General features: G+C 66.5%; 17 protein-coding genes, 1 tRNA gene and 1 pseudogene. 14 read left to right on the top strand and 5 right to left on the bottom strand.

Annotated features, from left to right (window positions below; genetic code table 11):
• The first annotated feature begins 57 nt into the window (after positions 1 to 57).
• A tRNA-Met gene (locus tag OIE68_RS37655) sits at positions 58 to 131 on the top strand.
• A gap of 141 nt (positions 132 to 272) precedes the next feature.
• Here the strand turns inward: OIE68_RS37655 and OIE68_RS37650 are convergent.
• Positions 273 to 671, bottom strand: coding sequence for a hypothetical protein (locus OIE68_RS37650; protein WP_327102053.1), 399 nt, complete (start codon positions 669 to 671; stop codon positions 273 to 275).
• Between OIE68_RS37650 and OIE68_RS37645 the strand changes: the two genes are divergently transcribed.
• The gene (locus tag OIE68_RS37645) at positions 568 to 810 is read left to right on the top strand and encodes a DUF3761 domain-containing protein (RefSeq protein ID WP_327101966.1); all 243 of its coding nucleotides are present in this window, start codon (positions 568 to 570) and stop codon (positions 808 to 810) included. The two genes, OIE68_RS37650 and OIE68_RS37645, sit on opposite strands and share 104 nt — an antisense overlap.
• 618 nt (positions 811 to 1428) lie before the next feature.
• Positions 1429 to 4896 carry an indolepyruvate ferredoxin oxidoreductase family protein gene (locus OIE68_RS37640; protein ID WP_327095665.1) on the top strand — a complete coding sequence of 1156 codons (3468 nt, stop codon included), beginning with the start codon at positions 1429 to 1431 and terminating at the stop codon, positions 4894 to 4896.
• 189 nt (positions 4897 to 5085) lie between these two features.
• On the opposite strand, the gene OIE68_RS37635 is transcribed toward OIE68_RS37640, so the two are convergent.
• The gene (locus OIE68_RS37635; RefSeq protein ID WP_327095664.1) at positions 5086 to 5925 is read right to left on the bottom strand and encodes an SDR family oxidoreductase; all 840 of its coding nucleotides are present in this window, start codon (positions 5923 to 5925) and stop codon (positions 5086 to 5088) included.
• Positions 5922 to 6872: a patatin-like phospholipase family protein gene (locus OIE68_RS37630; RefSeq protein WP_327095663.1), complete on the bottom strand. Its 951-nt coding sequence runs from the start codon at positions 6870 to 6872 to the stop codon at positions 5922 to 5924. The genes OIE68_RS37635 and OIE68_RS37630 overlap by 4 nt, the downstream gene beginning before the upstream one ends.
• A gap of 69 nt (positions 6873 to 6941) precedes the next feature.
• Between OIE68_RS37630 and OIE68_RS37625 the strand changes: the two genes are divergently transcribed.
• The gene (locus tag OIE68_RS37625; RefSeq protein ID WP_327095662.1) at positions 6942 to 7571 is read left to right on the top strand and encodes a TetR/AcrR family transcriptional regulator; all 630 of its coding nucleotides are present in this window, start codon (positions 6942 to 6944) and stop codon (positions 7569 to 7571) included.
• On the opposite strand, the gene OIE68_RS37620 is transcribed toward OIE68_RS37625, so the two are convergent.
• Entirely contained in the window at positions 7561 to 8106 is a 546-nt protein-coding gene (locus tag OIE68_RS37620) for a histidine phosphatase family protein (protein WP_040686921.1), read from the bottom strand. The genes OIE68_RS37625 and OIE68_RS37620 overlap by 11 nt on opposite strands.
• Before the next feature lie 137 nt (positions 8107 to 8243).
• On the opposite strand from OIE68_RS37620, the gene OIE68_RS37615 reads away from it, so the two are divergent.
• From OIE68_RS37615 to OIE68_RS37575, 9 genes and pseudogenes are all read left to right on the top strand, one after another.
• Positions 8244 to 13091: an ATP-dependent helicase gene (locus OIE68_RS37615; RefSeq protein WP_327095661.1), complete on the top strand. Its 4848-nt coding sequence runs from the start codon at positions 8244 to 8246 to the stop codon at positions 13089 to 13091.
• 467 nt (positions 13092 to 13558) lie between these two features.
• The gene (locus OIE68_RS37610; protein WP_327095660.1) at positions 13559 to 14365 is read left to right on the top strand and encodes a DNA-formamidopyrimidine glycosylase family protein; all 807 of its coding nucleotides are present in this window, start codon (positions 13559 to 13561) and stop codon (positions 14363 to 14365) included.
• A 319-nt stretch (positions 14366 to 14684) separates the two neighbouring features.
• Positions 14685 to 15251, top strand: a complete 567-nt coding sequence (locus OIE68_RS37605; RefSeq protein WP_063038788.1) for a TetR/AcrR family transcriptional regulator — start codon at positions 14685 to 14687, stop codon at positions 15249 to 15251.
• Positions 15251 to 16084 carry an MBL fold metallo-hydrolase gene (locus OIE68_RS37600; protein WP_327095659.1) on the top strand — a complete coding sequence of 278 codons (834 nt, stop codon included), beginning with the start codon at positions 15251 to 15253 and terminating at the stop codon, positions 16082 to 16084. Before OIE68_RS37605 ends, OIE68_RS37600 begins: the two co-directional genes overlap by 1 nt.
• Positions 16085 to 16158: 74 nt before the next feature.
• Positions 16159 to 17514, top strand: a pseudogene (gene hpnE, locus OIE68_RS37595) (hydroxysqualene dehydroxylase HpnE); the annotation flags it as partial.
• A gap of 62 nt (positions 17515 to 17576) precedes the next feature.
• Complete coding sequence (locus OIE68_RS37590; RefSeq protein ID WP_327101965.1) at positions 17577 to 18158, top strand: TetR/AcrR family transcriptional regulator; 582 nt, start codon at positions 17577 to 17579, stop codon at positions 18156 to 18158.
• Positions 18159 to 18250: 92 nt separating this feature from the next.
• Positions 18251 to 18469: a hypothetical protein gene (locus tag OIE68_RS37585; RefSeq protein WP_327095658.1), complete on the top strand. Its 219-nt coding sequence runs from the start codon at positions 18251 to 18253 to the stop codon at positions 18467 to 18469.
• Between the two features lie 54 nt (positions 18470 to 18523).
• The gene (locus OIE68_RS37580) at positions 18524 to 19198 is read left to right on the top strand and encodes a response regulator transcription factor (RefSeq protein ID WP_327095657.1); all 675 of its coding nucleotides are present in this window, start codon (positions 18524 to 18526) and stop codon (positions 19196 to 19198) included.
• On the top strand, positions 19195 to 20463 hold the full coding sequence (locus tag OIE68_RS37575) for a HAMP domain-containing sensor histidine kinase (protein ID WP_327095656.1): 1269 nt from the start codon (positions 19195 to 19197) through the stop codon (positions 20461 to 20463). The genes OIE68_RS37580 and OIE68_RS37575 overlap by 4 nt, the downstream gene beginning before the upstream one ends.
• 3 nt (positions 20464 to 20466) lie before the next feature.
• On the opposite strand, the gene OIE68_RS37570 is transcribed toward OIE68_RS37575, so the two are convergent.
• Positions 20467 to 22200 (bottom strand): glycerol-3-phosphate dehydrogenase/oxidase, encoded by a 1734-nt coding sequence (locus OIE68_RS37570; protein WP_327095655.1) that lies wholly within the window; start codon positions 22198 to 22200, stop codon positions 20467 to 20469.
• A gap of 289 nt (positions 22201 to 22489) precedes the next feature.
• Here OIE68_RS37570 and glpK point away from each other — a divergent pair, with 289 nt between their 5' ends.
• Positions 22490 to 23989 carry a glycerol kinase GlpK gene (glpK, locus tag OIE68_RS37565; protein WP_327095654.1) on the top strand — a complete coding sequence of 500 codons (1500 nt, stop codon included), beginning with the start codon at positions 22490 to 22492 and terminating at the stop codon, positions 23987 to 23989.

Below are 23989 nucleotides of genomic sequence, written 5' to 3'. Positions count from 1 at the left end.
CAGAGCGAATAATCGCTCGCGCGGACCACCGGCATCGACGTAACGTTGCTCGTACGACGCGGGGTGGAGCAGCTAGGTAGCTCGCTGGGCTCATAATCCAGAGGTCGCAGGTTCGAATCCTGCCCCTGCCACTGATGGTCCAGGTCGGCCGGTTACAAACCGACTGGCCTGGACCTTTTTTCGTCGAGGGCGCTCTGCGGCGAGTCGCCGGGAGTGTCGGTAACGGGATGTATGCCAGGCCGATTGAGCGAGTAGTCCAGGCACCCAACTCTTCAGTCCGGCCTGGCAGCTTCTCGGTAGGGGAACATGAGTAACCGCTTCAACACCTTCGTCGGCACCGGACTCGCATTCGCGGGTGCGCTCACACTGCTGCTCAGCGGCTGCGCGCCGCAATCGAGCGGCCCCGGGCTCAGCGCCACGACGGCGTCGATCACCACGTCCAAGGTCACCTCGACACCGGTTGCGACAACGTCGCCGCAGCCAACCACGACCACCGCAGCTCCGCCGACCGCACCGCCGACCACCTCGGTGGCACCACCTGCGGCTGCACCCGTACCGCCCGCGCCGATCGGCTCGGCACCACCCACCACATACCAACCGCCCGTAGCAGCCGCCCCACTCGCACAATCCCAGCAGACCTGCGGCAACGACTCATACCTCAACTCGGACAACCAATGTGTCCACCGGCCCCAGTCCGCTCCCGCCGCCCCGCCCGGAGCCACCGCGCGCTGCACCGACGGCACCTATAGCTACAGCCAACACCGCTCGGGCACCTGCTCCCACCACGGCGGCGTAGCCGCCTGGTTGTAACTCCCGGCCACCACGGCGGCGACCCCACAGATGGTGCTGCACCGCGCCTTCCACACCCGTGAGGTACCTGAAATCCGGCAGGTGTGACTCCCTGCCACCACGGCGACGCCCCTGCGGATGCGGCGCAGCCTCCCGCACACCGTGATGGGAGTATCGGAAACCCTGCCTTCTAACCACAAGGGGTGCCGGGGTCGCGAACTCACCTGCTCCGCATGAACTCGCGCTGCCCGCACGAATGCACCCGGCCCGCCGAACCTCGCTCGGTGCGCGAATTCGCTTGGCGCACACGAGTCCCCCAGCACGCATGAACTCACCTGGCGAGCCGCGAACTTTACCTGGCGGCCCCGGACTCGGCTGGTGCGGGAGCTCGCCTGGCACGGACGAACTTGCCGGGTGACTCCGTTGGCGTGATGCAATTCATTCCGGCTCGCGTGGCCGGAGTCACATTTCACCTCGCATCCTGCATAGCGCGTGCCCATCATACGAGCTTCAAATTGAGCAGTCTGCTCAACGTGTCGTGTATCAGTTGTGCGTTCAGCTCTTCAAGTACAGGATGGCGGCAAGAAATGCTCAACGAAGCGAAGCGCCCGATCGGCGCCTCGCGGACGGGTGGACTACATGACCGAGCTCGCGGACCGCGAACTGATCCCAGCCCCCTATGACCTGGCCGACCGCTACCGCGTCGGCGCGGGCACCGTTGTCCTCACCGGCGTCCAGGCGATTGCTCGACAGCTGGTCGAGCAGCATGTTCGTGATCTGCGCGCCGGACGCCGGGTCGGCACCTTCGTATCCGGATATCAGGGCAGCCCGCTCGGCGGCGTCGACAAGATGCTCAGCGGAATGCCGAATGTATTGGCCGAGCACGATATTTCGTTCGTTCCTGGATTGAACGAGGAACTCGCGGCGACCTCGGTATGGGGCAGCCAAGCAGATCTGCCCGCGGGCGAGGCGACGCATGACGGCGTTGTCGGAGTCTGGTACGGCAAGGGCCCCGGTCTCGATCGCGCGACGGACGCGTTGCGGCACGCCAATATGTACGGCGCGAATGCCCGTGGCGGTGTCCTGTTGCTGGTCGGCGATGATCCCGCCTCCAAGTCCTCGACGGTGCCTGCGGTAAGTGAGCGTTCGCTGGCCGCAATGGGTATTCCGGTGCTTTTTCCGCGTAACGCCCGCGAGGTCATCACGATGGGGCTGCACGGTGTCGCGCTCTCCCGGGCATCGGGATGCCTGGTCGCGTTGAAGATCGTCGCCGATGTCGCCGACGGCGCGTGGACAGTCGACGGCTCGGTCGGCGATATCGACATCACCGTCCCCGAGATCGAATGGGAGGGGCGGCCGTTCACCTACCTCCAGCGACCGATGGCCGCGCCGACGGACAGCGTGTTCGCCGAGGCCGATCTGTACGGGCCGCGCTGGAAGATGGTGCAGGCCTACAGCGCACTCAATGAACTCGACGTCATCGAGGTGAATCCGGCGCGCGCCCACATCGGAATCGCCGCCGCCGGAACCACATTCGATGCCGTGCGCCAGGCTCTGATCGATCTCGGCGTCGATGATGACGCACTGCATCGCGCCGGGGTTCGACTGCTGCGCATCGGCATGCCGTATCCCATTGCACCCGAGCGGGTCCGACAGTTCGCCGATGGGGTCGAGCGGATCGTTGTCGTCGAGGACAAGACCGCGTTCATCGAAATACAGATCCGCGAAATCCTGTACGGCACTGCCGATGCGCCGCAGATAATCGGCAAGCGCGATGCGGAGAACCGGCCGCTGTTCGCGCAGGACGGCGAGCTCACTTCGGGTCGGATCGTGGCTCCGTTGCGCCGCGCGCTGCAGGGTCGGCTGGAGATGAAACGTCCCTTGCCGCAGCCACTGTCGCTCGCGGTTCTGCCCGCGAAGCGGGCCGCCTACTTCTGTAGCGGCTGCCCGCACAACCGGTCCACCGCCGTGCCGGAAGGGTCGATCGCCGGTGGCGGCATCGGCTGCCACACCATGGTGACCCTGTCCGGCCGCGAAGACAGCAAGGTGACCGGGCTGACCCAGATGGGCGGCGAGGGTGCGCAGTGGATCGGTCAGGCCGCGTTCACCTCGGTGCCGCATCTGTTCCAGAACATCGGTGACGGAACGTATTTCCACTCCGGACAACTCGCGGTGCAGGCGTGTATCGCCGCGGGCGTGAATATCACCTACAAGCTGCTCTACAACGATGTCGTCGCGATGACCGGTGCGCAGGACGCCGAGGGCGCACTCGCGGTACCCATGCTGACCCACAAACTCACCACCGAGGGCGTGCGGCAGATCATCATCTGCGCCGATGAACCCAAGAAGTACCGCAAGCGCGACCTCGCCGCCGGAACCCTGCTCTGGCACCGGGATCGGCTCGACGAAGCTCAGCGCACCCTGCGCGAGATTCCCGGCGTGACCGTGCTCATCTACGACCAACACTGCGCCGCCGACGCGCGCCGTCAGCGCAAGCGGGGCACCCTGCCGGTCCGGCGGACCCGGGTGGTCATCAACGAGGCGGTCTGCGAGGGCTGCGGCGATTGCGGTGTCAAGAGCAACTGCCTTTCGGTGCAGCCGGTGGATACCGAATTCGGCCGCAAGACCCGCATCGATCAGACCTCGTGCAATACCGACTACAGCTGTATGGACGGCGATTGCCCCTCTTTCGTAACGGTCGAGCTTCCTGCGAAAGCCGAGAAGCGCAAGACAACTCGACGCCCCGAGCCGCCGCAACTGCCCGACCTGCCGGACGGCGCACCGGCGACGACCCAGAACGTATTCCTCGCTGGTATCGGCGGCACCGGAATCGTGACGGTCAACCAGGTGCTTGCGACCGCGGCATTGCGCGCCGGGTACGAGGTGGCGAGCCTGGATCAGATCGGCCTGAGTCAGAAGGCCGGACCGGTCGTATCGCACCTGCGCTTCGTGAGTGGCGAATTGGAACCGGCGAACCGCCTGACGCCGGGTTCGGCCGACTGCATAGTCGCGTTCGACCTGCTCGCCGCCACCGACAACAAGAATCTGGCCTACGGCTCGAAGCAGACCACCTTGTCCGTCGCGTCGACCAGCAAGACCCCGACCGGCGAAATGGTCTACGACAAGTCCGTCGCGTATCCCGAAGAGCGCGAACTGCTTTCCCGACTCGACCAGGTATCCCGTTCGGTGCGATCGTTCGACGCGCTGGCGGCAGCCGAGGTGCTGTTCGGCAATACCGCCGCCGCCAACTTCCTGCTCGTCGGTGCCGCCTACCAGATCGGTGGCCTGCGCATACCCGCGTCGGCGATCGAGGAGGCCATCGAGATCAACGGCGTCGCGGTGCATGCCAATGTCGCGGCATTCCGTTGGGGGCGGGTGGCGATCGCGCGGCCGGACGAATTCGCCGCTGTCACCGCGGGAAAGACACACCAGCGCGCCGAGATCGCCATTCCAGCAGACCTTTTCGACGGGGTGACCGCGACAGGTGAGACCAGGCGGCTGCTCGAACTGCGTGCCGTCGAGCTGATCGGCTTCCAGGGCGTACGCGTCGCGCGCGACTATATCCGCACCGTGCAGCACATTTGGGAGGCAGAGCAACGCGTCACCGATCGCACCGAGTTCAGCGAGCAGGTGGCCCGCGGTCTCTACAAGTTCACCGCCTACAAAGACGAATACGAGGTGGCCCGCCGCTTGACCGACCCCGCCTTCCTCGCCCAGGTCAGCGAGCAACTCCCCGACGGCGCCAACCTCACCTACCGCCTGCACCCGCCGATCCTGCGCGCCATGGGCCGCAAGAAGAAGATCGGCCTCGGCCCCCGCAGTCACCTCGCCCTGCGTGTCCTCGCCGAGGGAAAGCGCCTGCGCGGCACCAAGTTCGACCCCTTCGGCTACGCCCACGTCCGCCGCGTCGAACGCACTTTGCTCGCCCACTACACGGAAATGGTGACCACCCTGGCCACCAACCTCGCCCCAGCCGACTACGACCGCGCAGCCAAAGCCGCCGCACTCCCCGACATGGTCCGCGGCTACGAGGACATCAAACTGGCCAATGTCGAGCTCTACCGAAACGGTCTCCACGACCTCGGCATCGAACCACCGCAGCTCTGACCTCAGCGGCACCGGGCACCTCGTCTCGGCACCGGTCACCACATATGCGGGATGCCCGGTCGTGAGACGGGGTGACCGGTCAATTCAGATACGGGAAGCCAGGTGCCGAGGCCTGCGGTGTGGCGGGCGATTTCGGCTGCGGAACGCAGGTGGTGCAGCCAATGGAGGGTCTCGCCAGATGAAATCCGGCTATTCGGTGATCGAGCGGACCTGTTGTTCGTACCTCGAGCGGGTTTCGGAGTCGGCGGGGTGCAGGGCGCGATTGCCGTCGAGGAGTCTGCGAACGAGGCGGACCGCGCGTTCGGGGGCGGCGGCCAGGGCTATGTCGATGGGGCCCAGGTAGTTCGGGACGGCTACCTCGGCCTTTCGGGTTTCGCAGGTTTGCAGGATGGCGGCGGCGACGTCTTCGGGTTCAACGGTGGGCATGCCCTTGCCGAGCGCCAGGCCGGAGGAGAGGCGGGTGCGGACGGCCGACGGCATGACGCAGCTGACGCTGACCCCCTGCGGCGCGAACTCCAAACGTGTTGCGGCGGATAGGCCTACGGCGGCGAATTTGCTCGCGTTGTAGACGGCGAGGCCCGCGACCGGGATCTTGCCCGCGAGCGAGGCGACATTGACGACGTGGCCGCGGCGGCGCTCGATCATGCCGGGCACCACTGCACGCATGCCGTGGATGAGACCCCAGACGTTGATATCGATGGTCGTGCGGCCGACCGCGTCGGGCTCGTCGAGGAACGCGCCCGCTGGCATGACACCCGCATTGTTGACGAGAACATCCACCGCACCGAAGTCGGCGACGACCTTGTCCCACTGGTCGCGGGCACGGACGTCGAGCTCATAGGCACAAGCACCGATCGCGGTGGCGGCGGATTCGGCTGCGACAGTATCGACATCGGCAATGGCGATTTCAGCGCCCTTGGCCGCGAACAATTCCGCGGTCGACTGTCCGATGCCGCGGCCAGCGCCGGTGATCAGCACCCGCGCGCCCTTCAGGTCGATATCCGGATAACCGTGACCGAGAATATTCATGCGAAGGCTCCTTGTTCCAGCGCTCGGCGAGTGCTGCGCAGACTGTGTTCGAAGGTTTCGAGACGGCGGCGGCCGTCCATGAAATTCGGGCCCATTACCTCGAGATCGTCTGCGGTGGCGCCGAGCACGAGGACGCGCGTACCTGCCGCACGCAACACCCCGACCTCGGCGGCGAGCTGGGCGCTCATGCGACTGCGCAGCTGCCGCTCCAGGAAATGACCGGGACCGGTCGCGGGGACTTCTTCTTCGACGGAGGCCATCGGCGCGAGCACCAGCACCTCGTCGAGTTGTTGTGCGGCAAGCAGATCCACCGATGCGGTCGAGCCCGCACCGCCATCGATGAAACGGCGTCCGGCAATAGAAACGGGCGGGAACCATCCGGGTACCGCCCACGACGCACGCAGCGCCGCACCCAAAGTCGCCGGCGGTGCGTCGGGCGCGCCGAATGGAACCCGTTCTCCCGTCGCATAATCCATGCCGACCAGCCAGGTCGCGGGATGAGATACCCAGGAGCGGCCCGGGTTCAGGCGGTCGGCCAGGTGTTGCAACCAGCTCGCATCACCACCGCCGATCGGCAGTAGGCCGCTGCCCGCGGTGAGCAACCGCTGTCCGGTCGCGGGCGCACGCAGGCTCAAAGCCAACTCACCCAGCCGCGGCCGGGGCAGCGGCGGGAACCGTCCGGGTTCGGAACGCATATGCGCCGACAGAATCGGATTCGTCGAGGTGCCGCGCTGCATGGCGACGAGTTCATCCACGCCGATACCGCTGCCGAGCAGGGTGACCGTCTCGGCACCCGCCGACGTGCCGAGCAGCACATCCGCCTCGCGCGGATCCCAGTCGAGCACCTCTCGGGTGGCGGCCAGCGCGGCGACGATCCAGGCGGACCCGAGCGTGCCGCCGCAGCCGATGGCCAGGCCGCGCCGTTGCGACCGGTTTTTGTTACCCATGGTTTCAAACACTAGCAGAATCCAAATACCTTTGGTATCTGAAATCCAACGGTACGTAGAATCTGCGGTATGGCACGTCTGACCCGGTCCGAAAGTCAGGCCCGTACCAGGGCCGATCTGATCGCGACCGCACGCGATCTCTTCCTGACCGAGGGCTATGCGAAAACCAGCCTGGAGCGAGTCGCCGAGGAGGCTGGCTACTCGAAGGGCGCGGTCTACTCGAACTTCCGCACCAAAAAGGAGCTGTGCCTGGAGGTGCTCGGGCTGATCCATGCGACGAAATTCGGCGAGGTGGCGGATCTGATCGCGGCGGGCGAGACGCTCGACGATCAGCTGGCGCGATTCCACGAATGGGCCGAGCACACCATCGGCGATGTCGGCTGGACCATGCTCGAATTCGAATTCGCCACGGTCGCCCGCGACGATCCGGAACTGCAGGCCGCGCTGGTCTCCAGCCTCGCCATGATGCGCGGCGCCGTCGCGGCGCAGGTGCAGACGCTTTCGGACACGATCGGAATCCCGCTGCCGATGCCCGCAGAGGACGCCGCGACCGCGATCCTGAGCATGGGCATCGGGCTCGGCATGCAGCGGGCCGTCGATCCGTCGATTCCGGTGCGGCTGATCACCGATGCGGTACGGCTGCTCGTGACGATGGGCGATGGACCGCTGAGGGCGATGAGCCCGGATCTCACGCCGTGAAGTGCAACGTCCATTCGCCGCGGTAGTGCAGCCGGGTGACGCTGCCCGGCGGAATGTCGATCCGCCAGAACGATTTCGGCGGCGCGTCCAGGGTCACCAACAGCGCCGCGCGGATCACCGCCGGGTGGGTGACCGCGATGGTGGACATGCCCTCGGAGGCGATTTCGGCCATCCAGTACCTGGTCCGCTCGACCACATCGGTCACGGATTCGCCACCGTGACCACGGAACTGCGGGTCGGTCAGCCAGGCATATAGCTCATCCTGCGGCACCGACATCAGTTCGCCGCCGCGCCACGCGCCGGCATCCAGATCGCGCAGCCGGGCGTCCTCCTCGCCCGGAAGTCCCATCAGCGCAGCCGTTTCCACCGTCCGGCGTTCGGGTCCGGTGAGCACGCGCGCCGCGGTCAGGCGGCCACACGCCGCGATTGCTCGGCGACCGGCTTCGGTCAGCGATTCGTCTACTGGAAAACGTGCCTTTCGCATCGCCTCGGTCATGCCATGGCTGACCAGGTCGAGTCTGAGCACCTTTTGCACGGTTGGAAGCGTACGGCGCGACGCTGGCGGCCGTACTTCGATTGCCACCCCTTCGCTCGGGCCGCGAGCCATTTGCCGGACTCGAGGTATTCCGGCCGCCGCTGCTGGTTGTCGGTACCCGGGTGCACACTGATGCCATGGCCCAGTTCTCCACCGCGACCCAGGAGTGGTTCGACGGCGCATTTCCCGCGCCCACGGCCGCTCAGCTGGGCGCGTGGCAGGCCATTGCCGCAGGTGAGCACACCTTGGTCGTCGCGCCGACCGGTTCGGGTAAGACACTGTCGGCCTTTCTGTGGGCGATCGATCAACTCGCGACCCGGCCGAAGCCCGAGGGCAAGGTCGGCACCTCGGTGCTCTATGTGTCACCGCTCAAGGCATTGGCGGTGGACGTCGAGCGGAATCTGCGCGCGCCGCTGGTGGGGGTCACCCAGACCGCGAAGCGGCTCGGCCTGGACCCGCCGACGATCACCGTCGGCGTTCGGTCCGGCGATACCAGTCCGGCGGACCGGCGATCGATGCAGCGAACACCGCCCGACATTCTGATCACCACGCCCGAATCGCTGTTCCTGATGCTCACCTCCGCGGCCAGGGAGACGCTGAGCGATGTCGGCACGGTGATCGTGGACGAGGTGCACGCCATCGCGGGCGGTAAGCGCGGCGCGCATCTGGCGCTGTCGCTGGCCCGACTGGATCTGCTGACCGAGCGGCCCGCGCAGCGGATCGGGCTCTCGGCAACGGTGCGACCGCCCGAGGAGGTCGGGCGGTTCCTTGTTGGAAGTGCGCCGATCACGATCGTTTCGCCGCCCGCTCCCAAGACCTTCGATCTGTCCGTGCGGGTGCCGATCGCGGATATGACCGAACCGGGCGATTCCGATCAGCCCGGGTCGATCTGGCCGCATGTGGACGAGGCGATCGTGGATCTGGTGCTGGACCACCGGTCTTCGATCGTCTTCGCGAATTCGCGCAGGTTGGCCGAGCGGCTGACCGCGCGGCTCAATGAGGCCTACGCCGTGCGGCTGGACGAGGCCGTCGATACGGTGTCTGATACGCCACGCGCGGGGCCCTCCGTGGTTACGCAAGCTGTCTCCTCCGGGCCTGACGCGCGCGGCGGGCACAAGCCGCCCGCCCAACTCGGTGCGTCCACCGAAGTGATTCACGGCGCCGATACGCTGCTGGCCCGTGCGCACCACGGTTCGGTGAGCAAGGAGCAGCGGGCGCTGATCGAGGACGATCTCAAGAGCGGACGGCTGCGCTGCGTTGTCGCCACCAGCAGTCTCGAACTCGGAATCGATATGGGCGCGGTCGATTTGGTGGTGCAGGTGGAGGCGCCGCCGTCGGTGGCGAGTGGGCTGCAGCGGGTCGGTCGGGCCGGGCACCAGGTCGGTGAGATCTCGCGCGGGGTGCTGTTCCCGAAACATCGCACCGATGTCATCCACTGCGCGGTCGCCTCGCAGCGGATGACGGCGGGGCAGATCGAAGCGTTGCAAGTTCCCGCGCACCCCTTGGACATCCTGGCCCAGCAGACCGTCGCGGCCTGCGCGCTCGAACCCATCGATGTCGATGCCTGGTTCGAAATCGTGCGCGGCACCGGCAATTACGCCTCGCTGCCCAGGTCGGCGTATGAATCTGTGCTCGATCTGCTCGCCGGTCGCTATCCGTCGGACGAGTTCGCCGAATTGCGGCCCCGACTGGTCTGGGACCGCGACGCGGGCACGCTCACCGGTCGGCCAGGTGCGCAGCGACTGGCCGTGACCTCGGGTGGCGCGATCCCGGATCGTGGCCTTTTCGCGGTCTATATGGTCGGTGAAAAGGCCTCGCGGGTGGGCGAACTCGATGAGGAGATGGTGTACGAGTCGCGGGTCGGCGATGTTTTCGCGCTCGGTGCGACCAGCTGGCGCATCGAGGAGATCACCTTCGACCGGGTGCTGGTCACGCCCGCATTCGGGCAGCCGGGGCGATTGCCGTTCTGGCATGGTGACGGACTCGGTCGCCCCGCCGAACTCGGCGCGGCGCTCGGGGAATTCATTCGCAAGGCCGGTGCGCACACATCGAAGGGTGCGGACTCCAACACCGATGGAAAAAAGAGCTCCCCAACGGATCCGGCAGTCGACGCACTCCTACGTGGCGCGGGCCTCGACGACAATGCCACCACGAATCTGGTGACGCTGCTCGATGAACAACGCACTGCCACCGGACAATTGCCCACCGACAAGACCCTGATCGTCGAGCGCTTCCGCGACGAGCTCGGCGATTGGCGGCTGGTGCTGCATTCGCCGTACGGCCTGCCGGTGCATGCGCCGTGGGCGTTGGCGATCGGTGCGCGGCTGCGGGAGCGATTCGGCGTGGACGTCGCGCCGAATGCCTCCGATGACGGCATCGTCGTGCGACTGCCCGATACCACCGACGATCCGCCCGGTGCTGAGCTTTTCGTGTTCGAGCCCGATGAGATCGACGATATCGTCACCGAGCAGGTCGGCGGATCGGCGCTGTTCGCATCGCGATTCCGGGAGTGCGCGGCGCGGGCACTGCTGCTGCCCCGACGCGATCCGGGTAAGCGCGCGCCGCTATGGCAGCAGCGGCAGCGGTCGGCGCAATTGCTCGATGTGGCACGGAAGTTTCCGGACTTTCCGATCCTGTTGGAGACGGTGCGCGAATGTCTGCGTGACGTTTACGATCTGCCGTCGCTGCGGGATCTGCTCGGACGGGTGGCGCGCCGCCAGGTACGACTGGTCGAAGTCGAGACCGCGACGCCGTCACCGTTCGCCAACTCCCTGCTGTTCGATTACATCGGACAGTTCATGTACGACGGGGACAGTCCCCTGGCCGAACGTCGGGCCGCCGCACTGTCGCTGGATTCGAGTCTGCTCGCCGAACTGCTCGGGCGGGTGGAACTGCGGGAGCTGTTGGACGCCACCGTTATCGAGCAGACCGAGCGGGAATTGCAGCGGCTCACACCCGAACGGTTGGCGCGGGATGCGGAGGGGCTGGCCGATCTTTTGCGGTTACTCGGACCGCTTACTGCTGCGGAAGCCGCGCAGCGGTGCGTCGGCGTTCAACTCGACGATGCAGAGCCCACCGGTGATCCGGCGGAATGGTTCGCCGGCTTGGTGAAATCCAAGCGCGCACTCGAGGTCACGTTCGCTGGACGGACCTGGTGGGTCGCGGTGGAGGATGCCGCGCGCCTGCGCGACGCGCTCGGCGTACCGCTCCCGATCGGCACCCCCGCCGCATTCATCGAACCGGTCGCCGATCCGCTCGGAGACCTGGTCGGGCGCTATGCCCGCACGCACGGACCGTTCACCACCGAGGCCGTGGCCGCTCGTTTCGGACTCGGCACCGCGGTCGCGGCGACGGCACTGCATCGGCTGGTCGCGGAAAAGCGCGTGGTAGAGGGCGAATTCACACCTGCGGCCAGCGGCTCGGAGTGGTGCGACAGCCAGGTGCTGCGCCGATTGCGCCGCCGGTCGCTCGCGGCCGCCCGGCATGAGGTGGAGCCGGTCGCGACCGCTGCCTTCGGCCGGTTCCTGCCGTCCTGGCAGCACATCGGCACTGGTGAATTGCGCGGCGTAGACGGCGTCGCGGCGGTGGTGGAACAGCTTGCGGGAGTGCCGATTCCCGCATCCGCATGGGAGTCGCTGGTTTTGCCCGCGCGGGTGCGCGACTACTCACCCGCCATGTTGGACGAGTTGATGGCCACCGGTGAGGTCGTCTGGTCCGGGCACGGCGCAATCACCGCCAAGGACGGCTGGATCGCACTGCACCTGGCCGATCAAGCGCCGTTCACGCTGACGCCTGCCGACGAGATCGAACTGTCCGAGGTGCATCTGCGCCTGCTCAATGCGTTGGGTGCATCGATCGCCTCGTGGACGCCCATCGATGCCGATACGGAGCCCGGGGCGGGATCAGGCCAGGTCGTATCACTGGACGATGATGCAGCACAGGATGTTTCAGCGGTGCGGGGCAATTCAGCGACTCCAGGCACCTCGGTGACCACCAACGGCTCAGCGGGCCGGGACGGGTCGCCGCTGCGACTCCCCCCGGTCCTGCACGGCGGCGGCGCGTACTTCTTCCGGCAACTCTCCGACGCCACCGGACTCCTCGACGACACCCAAGTCGCGAATGCATTGTGGGAACTCGTCTGGGCAGGCGTGGTCTCAGGTGACACCTTCGCCCCCGTTCGCGCCCTGCTCTCGGGTACCGCACCGACCTCCACCGCCCATCGCACACCACGGCGCGCACCGCGCGGACGGGCCTACCTCCCACGACCGAATATGCCCACCAGATCCGGACCGCCCGCCGTCGCGGGCCGCTGGTCGCTGCTGCCGGAGCGAGTAGCGGACAACACCCTGCGCGCCCACGCGACGGCGGACACCTTGCTGGAGCGGTACGGTGTGCTGACCCGCGGCTCGGTGCAGAACGAGGGCGTGCCGGGCGGATTCGCGCTCATGTACCGCGTGCTCACCGAATTCGAGGATCGTGGCCGTTGCCGCCGTGGCTATTTCATCGATTCGCTGGGCGGCGCACAGTTCTCGACCACCGATGTGGTGGACCGACTGCGCTCCTTCGACACCGAGCGCACCCGCCCCGGTACCGGTGGACAACGCCGGAGCACCGCATTCGCCTTGGCGGCAAGCGATCCCGCAAATCCCTACGGCGCGGCACTGCCCTGGCCGAAGGGACCGTCCGAGGGCGCGGGCCACCGCCCCGGACGCAAGGCCGGCGCCATCATCGTGCTCGTCGACGGCGAACTCGCGCTGTATCTGGAGCGCGGCGGCAAAACGCTGCTCACCTTCACCGAGGACCCGAACGTCCGGCAGGCCGCAGCCACCGCCCTGGCCGATCTGGTGCGCGACCGCCACGTCGACTCACTGGTGATCGACCGGGTCGACGGAGAAACCGTGCACGGCAATACCTTCGCCGGTTTCCTCACCGAGGCCGGATTCTCCGCGACCCCACGCGGCCTGCGCCTCCGGAGCAAGCCGTGACCCGAGCCGCGCACCGCGACATCACCCCGGCAGCCGCGGCAACGGCCACTCGCACGCCGCAAAGCGAGGCCGGGTGGTACACGACCCGACGCGGCCTGCGCCTCCGGAGCAAGCCGTGACCCGAACCGCGCACCGCGACATCACCCCGGCAGCCGCGGCAACGGCCACTCGCACGCCGCAAAGCGAGGCCGGATGCTCCACGACCCCACGCGGCCTGCGATTGCGGAGCAAGCCGCGCCCTGACGACGAGCCCGCGCACGGCGACACCACTCCGGCAGTCGCCGCGGCGACCACTCGCACCCTGCAAGACAAGAACCGCGCAGCGACAACCACTCGCACCCTGCGAAACGAGAACCGCGCAGCAACAGCCACTCGCACCCGGCAAGGCAGGGAATTGCGCGGGGAAGAGCGGGCTCACACTGCGGAGCCGACGGTGACCCCGCCCCGATTCAACCTATGGTCGAGCCATGCCTGAAGGCGACACCGTATTCCTGACGGCGGCCAGACTGCGGCTCGCACTGGAGGGAAAAACGCTGATCCGCAGCGATTTCCGGGTGCCGCGCTATGCGACGGTCGATCTGGTGGGGCAGCAGGTCGAGGGGGTCGCGAGCTATGGCAAGCATCTGTTCGTGCGGACCAACGAGGTCAGCGTCCACACGCATTTGAAGATGGAGGGCGAATGGCGGACCTACTGCGCCGGTGAACGGTGGACGCGACCGCCGGTGACCGCACGGCTGGTGCTCGGCACCGATGACACCGAGGCGGTGGGCTTTTCGCTCGGCACCGTCGAGGTGCTGCGGCGCGCGGACGAGCACACCGCCACCGACCATCTCGGACCGGACCTGCTCGGCGCGAACTGGGATGTGACCGAGGCGGTGCGACGGCTGGCACGGCATCCGGCCCAGCCGATCGGCCTCGCCCTACTCGACCAGCGCAACCTGGCCGGTATCGGCAATATCTTCCGCAGCGAAATCTGCTTCCTGCGCCGCGTCCACCCGGCCACACCGGTCGGCGACGTCCCCGACCTGCTCGCCCTCGTGCACGAGGCGCATCGCGTACTCACCAAGGCCGCCACCGAACCACCGTGGCGGCCACTTGCCTACGGCCGCGCCCGACGCCCGTGCCAGCGCTGCGGCACCCGCATGGTCGTCCATCTACTCGGCGAGACCGAACCCCAACCCGGCCGCACGGCCCGAAACCCCCAGTCCGACCGCATCACCCAGCGTGAACGCGGCATCTACTTCTGCCCACGCTGCCAGCCAGAACCCGCCTGATAACACACTGATTGCCATTCAGTTGCTAACACTCGTCCACTTTTGCACGACTAGCTTCCGTGGGCATGGATAAGCAGGTAGGAGCTGGCAAGAGTGATGGCACTGGACACAGCAACGCGACGTCTGATCGGGATAGCCAGCCGACTACTCGCCGCCCTCCTCACCCTCACCGCCACGGCGGTCTTCAGTTATCTACTACTGCAAGCTCTTTCCACCACCGACGACCCAAGCGCCCCGAATCCACCACCATCCACCTCGAATATTCGCCAGTTTCCCGAACTAACTAGACCGGTCGTCATAGTTCACGTACCGTGAGGGCGTGGCACCTCGCACCGACTCCCGCCAACGCTTCATCGACGCCGCGGCCGACCTCTTCCACACCCAGGGCTATCACGCCACCGGCCTGAATCAACTCGTCAGCGCGGGCGGCGCACCCAAGGGCTCGCTCTACTTCCACTTCCCCGGCGGCAAGGAACAACTCGCCGCCGAGGCCCTCACCCAATCGAGCAGGCAACTGCGCGACCAGCTGGACGCCATCCTCGCCGACGGTGGCGATATCGCCACCGTCTTCGACGTCCTCACCGCACTGCTCGTCGATTCCGATTTCGAGCGCGGCTGCCCCATCGCGACCATCGCACTCGACGCGGGGCGCGAGAGCGAAACGATCAGGCAGGCCTGCGTCACCGGTTTCGAATCCTGGCGGGAGTCGATCGAAAAGTACCTGCGGGACAAGGGAATCGATCAGGAGCGCGCCACCGAACTTTCGACTGTCGCCCTCGCCACGATCGAGGGTGCCCTGATGCTTGCCAAGACCAAACGCGATGTCGCGCCGCTGCGCGCGGTCGCCGCCCACCTGCGTACCACCTTCGAACGGGAGCTCTCCTGATGCGCGTGCACCACCTCGATTGCGGCACCATGCGCCCACTCGGCGGCCGACTCCTCGACGGCGCCGGCAGCATCTTCCGCCGCGCCGAAATGGTCTGCCACTGTCTGCTCCTCGAACTCGACTCCGGACTCGTCCTGGTGGAGACCGGCGTCGGCGAGCAGGCGGTGCACCGACCCGAGGAATGGCTTGGCCGCCGCTTCCTCCGGCTCACCAATCCGGTCCTCGATCTCGCACAGACCGCGGTGCGCCAGATCGAGGCGCTGGGTTACCGACGCGAGGACGTCCGCGACATCGTCCTCACCCATCTCGATCTCGACCATGCGGGCGGCCTCGCCGACTTCCCACACGCGCGGGTGCACGTATACGCCGAGGAACTGCGTGCCCTACAGGGCGGGCATACACGCGAAGAACGCTTGCGCTACAAGGAACCTCAGTTCCGGCACGGTCCGCGCTGGGAATCGTACGCGGATACCGGTGACAGCTGGTTCGGCTTCGACGCGGTGCGTGAATTGACCGGTCTGCCACCGGAAATCCTGATCATCCCGCTCTCCGGACATACCCGTGGCCACGCGGGCGTCGCCGTCGACACCGGGAACGGCTGGCTGCTGTCCGCAGGCGACTCCTACTTCCATCCCGGTGTCCTCGACCCGGTTCGTCCGCGACAACCGCTCGGAACAGCCATGTTCGAGAAGAATGTGCAGACACTTCCCGCCGCCCGCATCGAGAATCAGCGGCGGCTGCGCGAACTGGTGCGCGACCACGGCGACGAGGTCACGGTGTTCTCCGCGCACAGTTCGATCGAATTCCATGCCATGGAGCAGATCGGCGTTTGACCAAACCCTTGACGGCCCAAGCACTCCCGATTAACTTGCAGAACGTAAGTTAATATAGGGAGTGCAACACGAACGATCCGCGGCGGTACGTGGTCATCGGGGGCGGACTGGCCGGGCTCGCGTCCGCGGTCTGGTTGGCCGAGGCGGGTAAGCAGGTCACCCTGCTGGAACGCCGCGGCCGACTCGGCGGCCGGACGCATGCGATGAAAGTCGAAGCGGCCGATGACCTTCCCGATAACGGCCAGCATGTGATCGCCAGCGGTTACGACCACCTATTCCGCTACCTGACCAGTGTCGGCACCCGGCGATACGTCGCTTTCCCGCATCGCGCGACGCTGCGCTGGCCGGACGGGCGCAGCGCGTCCATGTCGACCAAGGGCTTCGGCGCTTGGCGCACCTTGTTCGGCGCACATCCCGACGCGAGCCTGCTCGATCGGCTGCGCGCTGCCCGTGCCACGGTGCGATTGGGCTGGCAGTGTCTGCACCAACCCGCCGATCTCGCAGATCTCACCACCGAACAGTGGTTCAATCGAGTCGGTATGCCCGCTCCGGCGCGAGAAGCGTTGTGGGACTGGCTCGCTCTCGGTCTCGCGGCCGAACCGGTGCAGCAGGAATCGGCCAAGATCCTCGCCGATTTGATGGCCACCGGCATCCGGCTCGGGATCAAACACCGCAAACCGGTCACCATCGGCTATCCGACCACCGACCTCGATACGCTCTACATCACCGGGGCCCAAAAGGTTTTCGAGAAATACGGTGTCGAGGTCCGGCACCGCGCGGTGGCTCGCCGGATCAATATCGACAACGGCGCGGTGACCGGGGTGGTGCTCGCCGACGGTTCGGTCGTCCCGGCCGATGCCGTTGTCTGCGCGGTACCGAATTCGAACATCGGCGGACTGCTCGACGACCTGCCCGAACATTCCGAAATCTATGCCGCCGCAGATAAATTGGGTGTTACACCGATCGTCAGCACCAACCTGTACCTGGACCGCCCGCTCGGCACCAAGGCCGAGTTCGAGGCGCTGATCGGCGGCACCGGTGTCATCGACGAGGTCTTCGACCGGCAGCGGATGACCGGGCGGAGCACCGACCAGGCCTGGCTGTACTGCCTGACCACCAGCGGCGCGTACGAGCAGATCCACAAGACCAACGAGCAGATAATCGACGAACAGATGCGCCTGCTGCGCCGCTACTACCCGGCCGCTGAAAACGCGAAAGTCGTTCAGGGACACGTGGTTCGGATGCCGAAGGCGACCTTCTCCCAAGTGCTCGGCACGCACGGCCTGCGCCCGGATCAGCGCACCTCGGTGCCGACGCTTGTGCTAGCGGGCGATTGGACCGCGACCGACTGGTCGGCCACCATGGAGAGTGCGGTGCAGAGCGCTGCCAAGGCGGTGGAGCTACTGCTTGCGCTACCGTCGTTGCCGTGACCACGGAGCGCTCGACGTCCGAGCAGCCCACCGCGAAGCCCTGTCCCACGCCCAAGCGCCGCATGTCCGCGGCCGACCGGCGCGCACAGCTACTCGATGTGGCGCGCGATATCGTCGCCGCCGACGGCTTCGGCGCGGTGAGCATCGATCGGGTCGCACGCGAGGGCGAGGTCGCACGGGCACTGGTGTATCAGCAGTTCACCGATCTGTCCGGGCTGATGACCGCGCTGGTGGATCGCGAATCCGCCATCGCACTGGCCGGTATCGGCACTCTCGACTGGTCGGACACCGATGACGATGCGGATCGGATCGGCCGCGGCATTCTCGCCTATCTGCATGCCGCGCCGACCAGTTGGCGGATCATCCTCAGCCCACCCGACGGCGGACCGCCGGATCTGCGCGACCGGCTCGAACTCGGCCGGGCCTACGCGCGGGCGATCGGCGCGCGGCATCTGTCGCGCCATGCCGGCGTCACCGTCGATCCGGATGGCGCGACCGAGCGAATCATGCTCGCGGCATTGGAGGAACTGGCCCGGCTGCATCTGGCCGACCCACAGCGGTACCCGGATGAGCTGGTACTGCGCTATATCCGGTCGATCTTGGCCTGGGCCACCCATGTCGAAACCCCGAAAAAGGAGCACTGAACAGCGGTTTCAGCGTCATCACGAAATTCTCACGGACGCATTGGTTTTCTTGTCCCGACGCGGGAACAACCCGCGCGAAAGAGAGGAAAACCATGAAGATCCGCTCCGCGATTGCCGCCGGAATATTCACCCTCGGTGCCGTCGCCGCAGCCGGTGCCGCGTCGGCCGCGCCCACCCCGATGCACACCCCTTTCATCGGCAACTACGCGACCTACGACGCCTGCGCCGCCGACGGCAACTCCCCGAAGACCGGTGGCACGCAGTGGGAGTGCCGCGAGGTCGCCGACGGCTGGGATCTGTACACCTACTGAGCACTCGGACACCAGTATGCGCACCGGGTGTGAAATACCTTATTCTCTGACCTCGTGCGAGTGCTGGTGATCGAGGACGACGAAGGTCTCGGCATGGAAGTCGCCGCGGGACTGCGCTCGGCCGGTTTCGCGGTTGACCTTGCCCCCAACCTCGCGGATGCCGATTTCAAGATCTCCGTCAACGGCTACGACGTGCTCGTCGTGGATCGCGGCCTGCCCGATGGCGACGGCCTGCAGTTGGTCGCGGCGCACCGCGCGCGGGGTCAGCGGGTGCCGGTCCTGATGCTCACCGCCCGCGACGCATTGGCCGATCGCATAGCCGGATTCGAGCACGGCGCCGATGACTACCTGGTCAAACCGTTCGCACTGCCGGAACTCGCCGCACGGGTGCGTGCGCTGTCGCGGCGGCGCGAACATCCGGCGCCGGCCCGGATCGTGCTCGGCGATATCGATATCGACCTACCGCGCCGCCGGGTGCAACGCGCGGGCATTCTGCGCTCGCTGACTCCGAAGGAATTCGCTGTACTCGAACTGCTCGCGACCCGCGCGGGCAGCGTCGTATCGCGTTCGGAACTCATCGAATGCTGCTGGGACGAAATGGCCGAACCCGCATCGAATGTCGTCGACGCCGTCATAGCGCAGCTGCGGCGCAAACTCGGCGCACCGCCGGTGATCGAGACCGTGCGCGGCACCGGTTTCATGATCGGAAGTGACTCATTCGCACCTTGATTTCCACGGCGGATGCCCGCCCCGCCGTGGCCCGCCTGCGCCGCACCCGCTGGCTGCTCACCGCACTGATCACCGCCATCACCGCGACCTGTCTGATAATTCTCGGCATCGTCGCGGCGACCATCGATACCCGCTCGCGCGAGGCCGCGGTCGACGATTCCCTCGATCGGGTGGTGAGCGGGCTGTTCCGCGCCGTCAACCTGCCCGAGGGCGAGGAAACCATCGACGTGAGCCAGCTCGAGAACGACGCCCTGGCCAACGGCGAAGTCGCAGTGGTGGTGCTCAGCGCGCCTGGGAATGGCAGGTGGCAGGAGAATTTCGCGCATCTGCGCTCCTGGCTGCCCAAGGACGACGGCATCGCGGGACTCGCCGATGACGCCGATCTGGCCGGGGAGACCGTCTTCCGCGACGGATACGACGGTGCGGGCCGCTTGGTCCGTATCGCGGCGACACCCATCACCTGGGAGGAGTCCGAGACCAAGGCCGTGGTCATCGCGGGCACGAATCCCGGTGCGTTCGACCGTGATCGGGCGCTGCTGATCTGGGGGCTCGTCGTCGGCGGGCTCACGCTGGTCGTGCTGTCCGCGGTGGCCGGACATCTGCTCTCGGGCCGGAGCATGCGGCAGGCCATTGTGCTGCTCGAAGAGCAGGAGCGGTTTCTCGGGGATGCCGCACACGAATTGCGCACGCCGCTAACGACTCTCGGTTTGGTCACCGCGCCACGCCGCCGCAATCCGCACGAGGTCGAGCGGGCGTTGGTCGATGCCAGAGCATTGGGCAGTCGGATGGAGCGGATCGTCTCGGGATTGCTGGCGCGTGCGCGAATGCAGGCGGGCGTCACCACCATGGAAAAAGTGCAGCTGCTGCTCGATCAGCTCACCGAATCGGTGGTCGAGGAATTTCCGCAGGAAAATATTGTGCTGCAGGCGAATCCCAGTGTGGTGGTCGGTGATCCGAATCTGCTGAGCCTTGCGGTGCGCAATCTCATCGAGAATGCCATCACGCACGGGGCGGTCAATCGCGGTGCGCCCGTGGAGGTGCATGTGGCCGATGGCCGGATCAGCGTGCGTGACCATGGGGCGGGTTTGACTCCGCAGTTGTCGAGCAGTCCGTTCGCGCGCGGGGTGAGCGGTGGGCGCGGCAGCGGGATCGGGCTGGCGCTGGTGGCATGGATCGCCGAATTGCACGGTGGCACAGCGACAATGGAACCGGCCGCCGGTGGCGGCACGATCACCTCGATTATGCTGCCGCCGCCGGCTGTCTAGCTCTCAGCTGTCCAACGGGACCGGTTCCAGGATCTCCGCGCGCGGTTCGGGGGCCGCGATGCGCAGGGCATCGGCGGATGGGTCGTCCGGCTGGGTCTGGGAGCGGATCTCCGCCTCGACGCGTGCTTGGTAAGTGCTTACCTCCCAGTCGATTTCGTCGTCGTCCCAACCGAGTATCGGCGCGACCAGATTGGCCACCTGTTCGGCGCAGTTCGCGCCGCGGTGCGAGTATTCGATGGAGATCCTGGTCCGGCGGGCCAGAATATCGTCCAGATGCAGCGCGCCTTCCGCGGCGGCCGCGTAGACGGCTTCCACCTGCAGATACGACGGTGCGTCCATAATTGGTTGCAGCAGTTCGGGTTTGCCGTCGGCCATGCCCATGACCTCGTCGATGAGCGAACCGTAGCGATCGAGCAGGTGCTTGATCCGGTACGGATGCACGCCATAGACCTCGGCGAGTTGCACCGTCTGATTGATCAGCGCGAAGTAGCCGTCGGCGCCGAGCAGCGGAACCTTATCGGTGATGGACGGTGAGACACGCGCCGGAATATCCTGTGCCGCTTCGTCGACCGCATCATAGGCCATCACCCGGTAGGTGGTGTATTTGCCACCCGCGATGCCGACCAACCCCGGCGCGACCCGGGCGACCGCATGCTCGCGCGACAGTTTGGAAGTCGAATCACTTTCTCCCGCAAGCAAAGGCCGCAGACCCGCGTAGACACCGTCGATATCGGCGGGCGTGAGCGGGGTGACCAGCACCTGGTTGACCCGATCCAACAGATAATCGATATCGGCCTTGGTCGCCGCCGGATGGGCGAGATCCAGCTTCCAATCGGTATCGGTGGTGCCGATGATCCAGTGCGCGCCCCACGGGATGACGAACAGCACCGAGGTCGCGGTGCGCAGGATGATCGCGGCATCGCTGACTATGCGGTCGCGCGGCACCACAATGTGCACTCCCTTGGACGCACGCACGTGGAAGCGGCCGCGATTGTGCGAAAGGGCCTGGACCTCATCGGTCCACACACCGGTCGCATTGATCACCACGTGGGCACGGATTTCGCCGGTGCGGCCGTCCTCGCTGTCGCGCACCTTCACCCCGACGACCCGGTCCGCCTCGCGCAGAAAGCCGACCACCTGGGTGGAGGTGCGGATCACCGCGCCGTAGTGCGCGGCGGTGCGGGCGACGGTCATGGTGTGGCGTGCATCGTCGACGACCGTGTCGTAGTAGCTGACGCCGCCGATCAGCGAGTCGGGGCGCAAACCCGGCGCCAGCCGCAGTGCGCCGTGCCGGGATAGATGATGTTGGCCGGGAACGGATTTCGCGCCGCCCATGGTGTCATAGAGCACCAGTCCGGCGGCCACATACGGGCGTTCCCAGCCGCGGCGGGTCAGCGGGTAGAGGAAGCGCAGCGGCTTCACCAGATGCGGCGAGAGCCTGGCGAGTGCGAGTTCACGTTCCCGCAGCGCCTCGCGCACCAGCCCGAGTTCCAGTTGCTCCAGGTAGCGCAGTCCGCCGTGGAACATCTTCGAGGACCGGCTGGAGGTGCCGGAAGCGAGATCGCGCGCCTCGACCAGTGCGACTTTCAGACCGCGCGTGGCCGCGTCGAGCGCGATACCCGAGCCGACCACACCGCCCCCGACGACGACCACGTCGAAGTGGTCCTTGCCGAAGCGCTCCCATGCCGTCGCGCGTTGCTCGGGTCCGAGGAACTGCGATTCCGGTTGCTTGGTCATGCTCGATACCTCCAGCCGACCCCGGCGCCGGGGTTCAGACGACGTTTGTGGTCTTTCGGGCACACGATCGAGCTGCTCAGTCGGGGGGCGGTCTTCTGTTGTACAGGCTAAGGGAATCGGCGACGATCCCGTGTCGGGGCCGAAGCCGTGTCGCCCGCAGCCGATAATCAGCGCTACTCGCCGGTAACCGACCTCAACACTAGTCCGAGAACCTGCTGGTCGCGATGTGATGCGCGGCGCGCTCCGTCGTTTTCCCCGCCGGCCACGTCGGTTTTAGTAGCCTGCACGAATGCGTCGCTATGTGGCCGCCATTGATCAGGGCACGACCTCGAGTCGGTGCATTATCTTCGACCGACAGGGCCGTGTCGTCGGCATCGCGCAGCGCGAGCACGAACAGATCTTTCCGCGGCCGGGCTGGGTCGAGCACGATCCGGAAATCATTTGGCGCAATACCGAATTCGTCCTCGGCGAGGTGCTGCGGAGCACCGGTATCGCCGCCGATGAGATCAATGCGGTCGGCGTCACCAATCAGCGCGAGACGACGGTGGTGTGGGATCGGGCCAGCGGCAAGCCGATTCATCACGCGATCGTCTGGCAGGACACCCGCACCGACCGTCTGGTCACCGAACTGGGCGGCGAATTCGGCGCGACGCGCTACCAGGACCGCACCGGTCTGCCGCTGTCCACCTACTTCGCCGGTCCGAAACTGCGCTGGATTCTGGACAATGTCGAGGGCGCACGAGCCAGGGCCGAAGCAGGTGAGCTGTGTTTCGGCACCATCGACAGCTGGGTGCTGTGGCAGCTCACCGGTCGGCACATCACCGATGTGACCAACGCGTCGCGCACCATGCTGATGGATCTGCGTACGCTGCAATGGGATTCGCGGATCTGCGCGGAATTCGGGGTACCGCGGTCGATGCTGCCCGAGATCCGCAGCTCGTCGGAGATCTACGCGGAGATCGGCTCCGGTCCATTGGCGGGCATACCCGTCGCGGGCATTCTCGGCGACCAGCAGGCGGCGACCTTCGGCCAGGCCTGCCTGTCCCCCGGCGAAGCCAAGAACACCTACGGCACCGGCAATTTCATGCTGCTCAATACCGGAACGACGCCGGTATTCAGCAAACACGGCCTGCTCACCACGGTCTGTTACCAGCTCGGCGGCGAGGCGCCGATCTACGCATTGGAGGGATCCATTGCGGTGACCGGCTCACTGGTGCAATGGTTCCGGGACAATCTCGGCATCATTTCCGCAGCCGACGAGATCGAACCGCTGGCGCGCAGCGTCGAGGACAATGGCGGCGCTTACATCGTCCCCGCGTTCTCCGGCCTCTTCGCGCCGCGCTGGCGCCCGGATGCCCGCGGCGTGATCGCGGGCCTGACCCGCTTCGTCAACAAAGCGCATCTGGCGCGAGCGGTGTTGGAGTCCACCGCATTTCAGACGCGCGAGGTCATGGACGCGATGCGCGCCGATGCCGAATCCCAGCAGCTGCGGCTGGAACTGACCACCCTCAAGGTCGACGGCGGCATGGTTGGCAACGATCTGCTCATGCAGTTCCAGTCCGACATCCTCGATGTGCCGGTGGTCCGCCCGGTCGTCAATGAAACCACCGCGCTGGGTGCGGCTTATGCCGCCGGGCTCGCCGTCGGGCTGTGGAAGAGCACCGATGACATCCGCGCCAACTGGGCCGCGGATAAGACCTGGCAGCCGGCGATGTCGGCGACGGATCGCGAAACTCACCTTGCTGCCTGGAACAAGGCCGTGGAGCGCACCTACAACTGGGTGGATTGA

Source organism: Nocardia vinacea, assembly GCF_035920345.1.
GTDB lineage: Bacteria > Actinomycetota > Actinomycetes > Mycobacteriales > Mycobacteriaceae > Nocardia > Nocardia vinacea_A.
The sequence above is the reverse complement of the archived record's forward strand: the minus strand, read 5'-3'. Positions and strand labels throughout refer to the sequence as shown.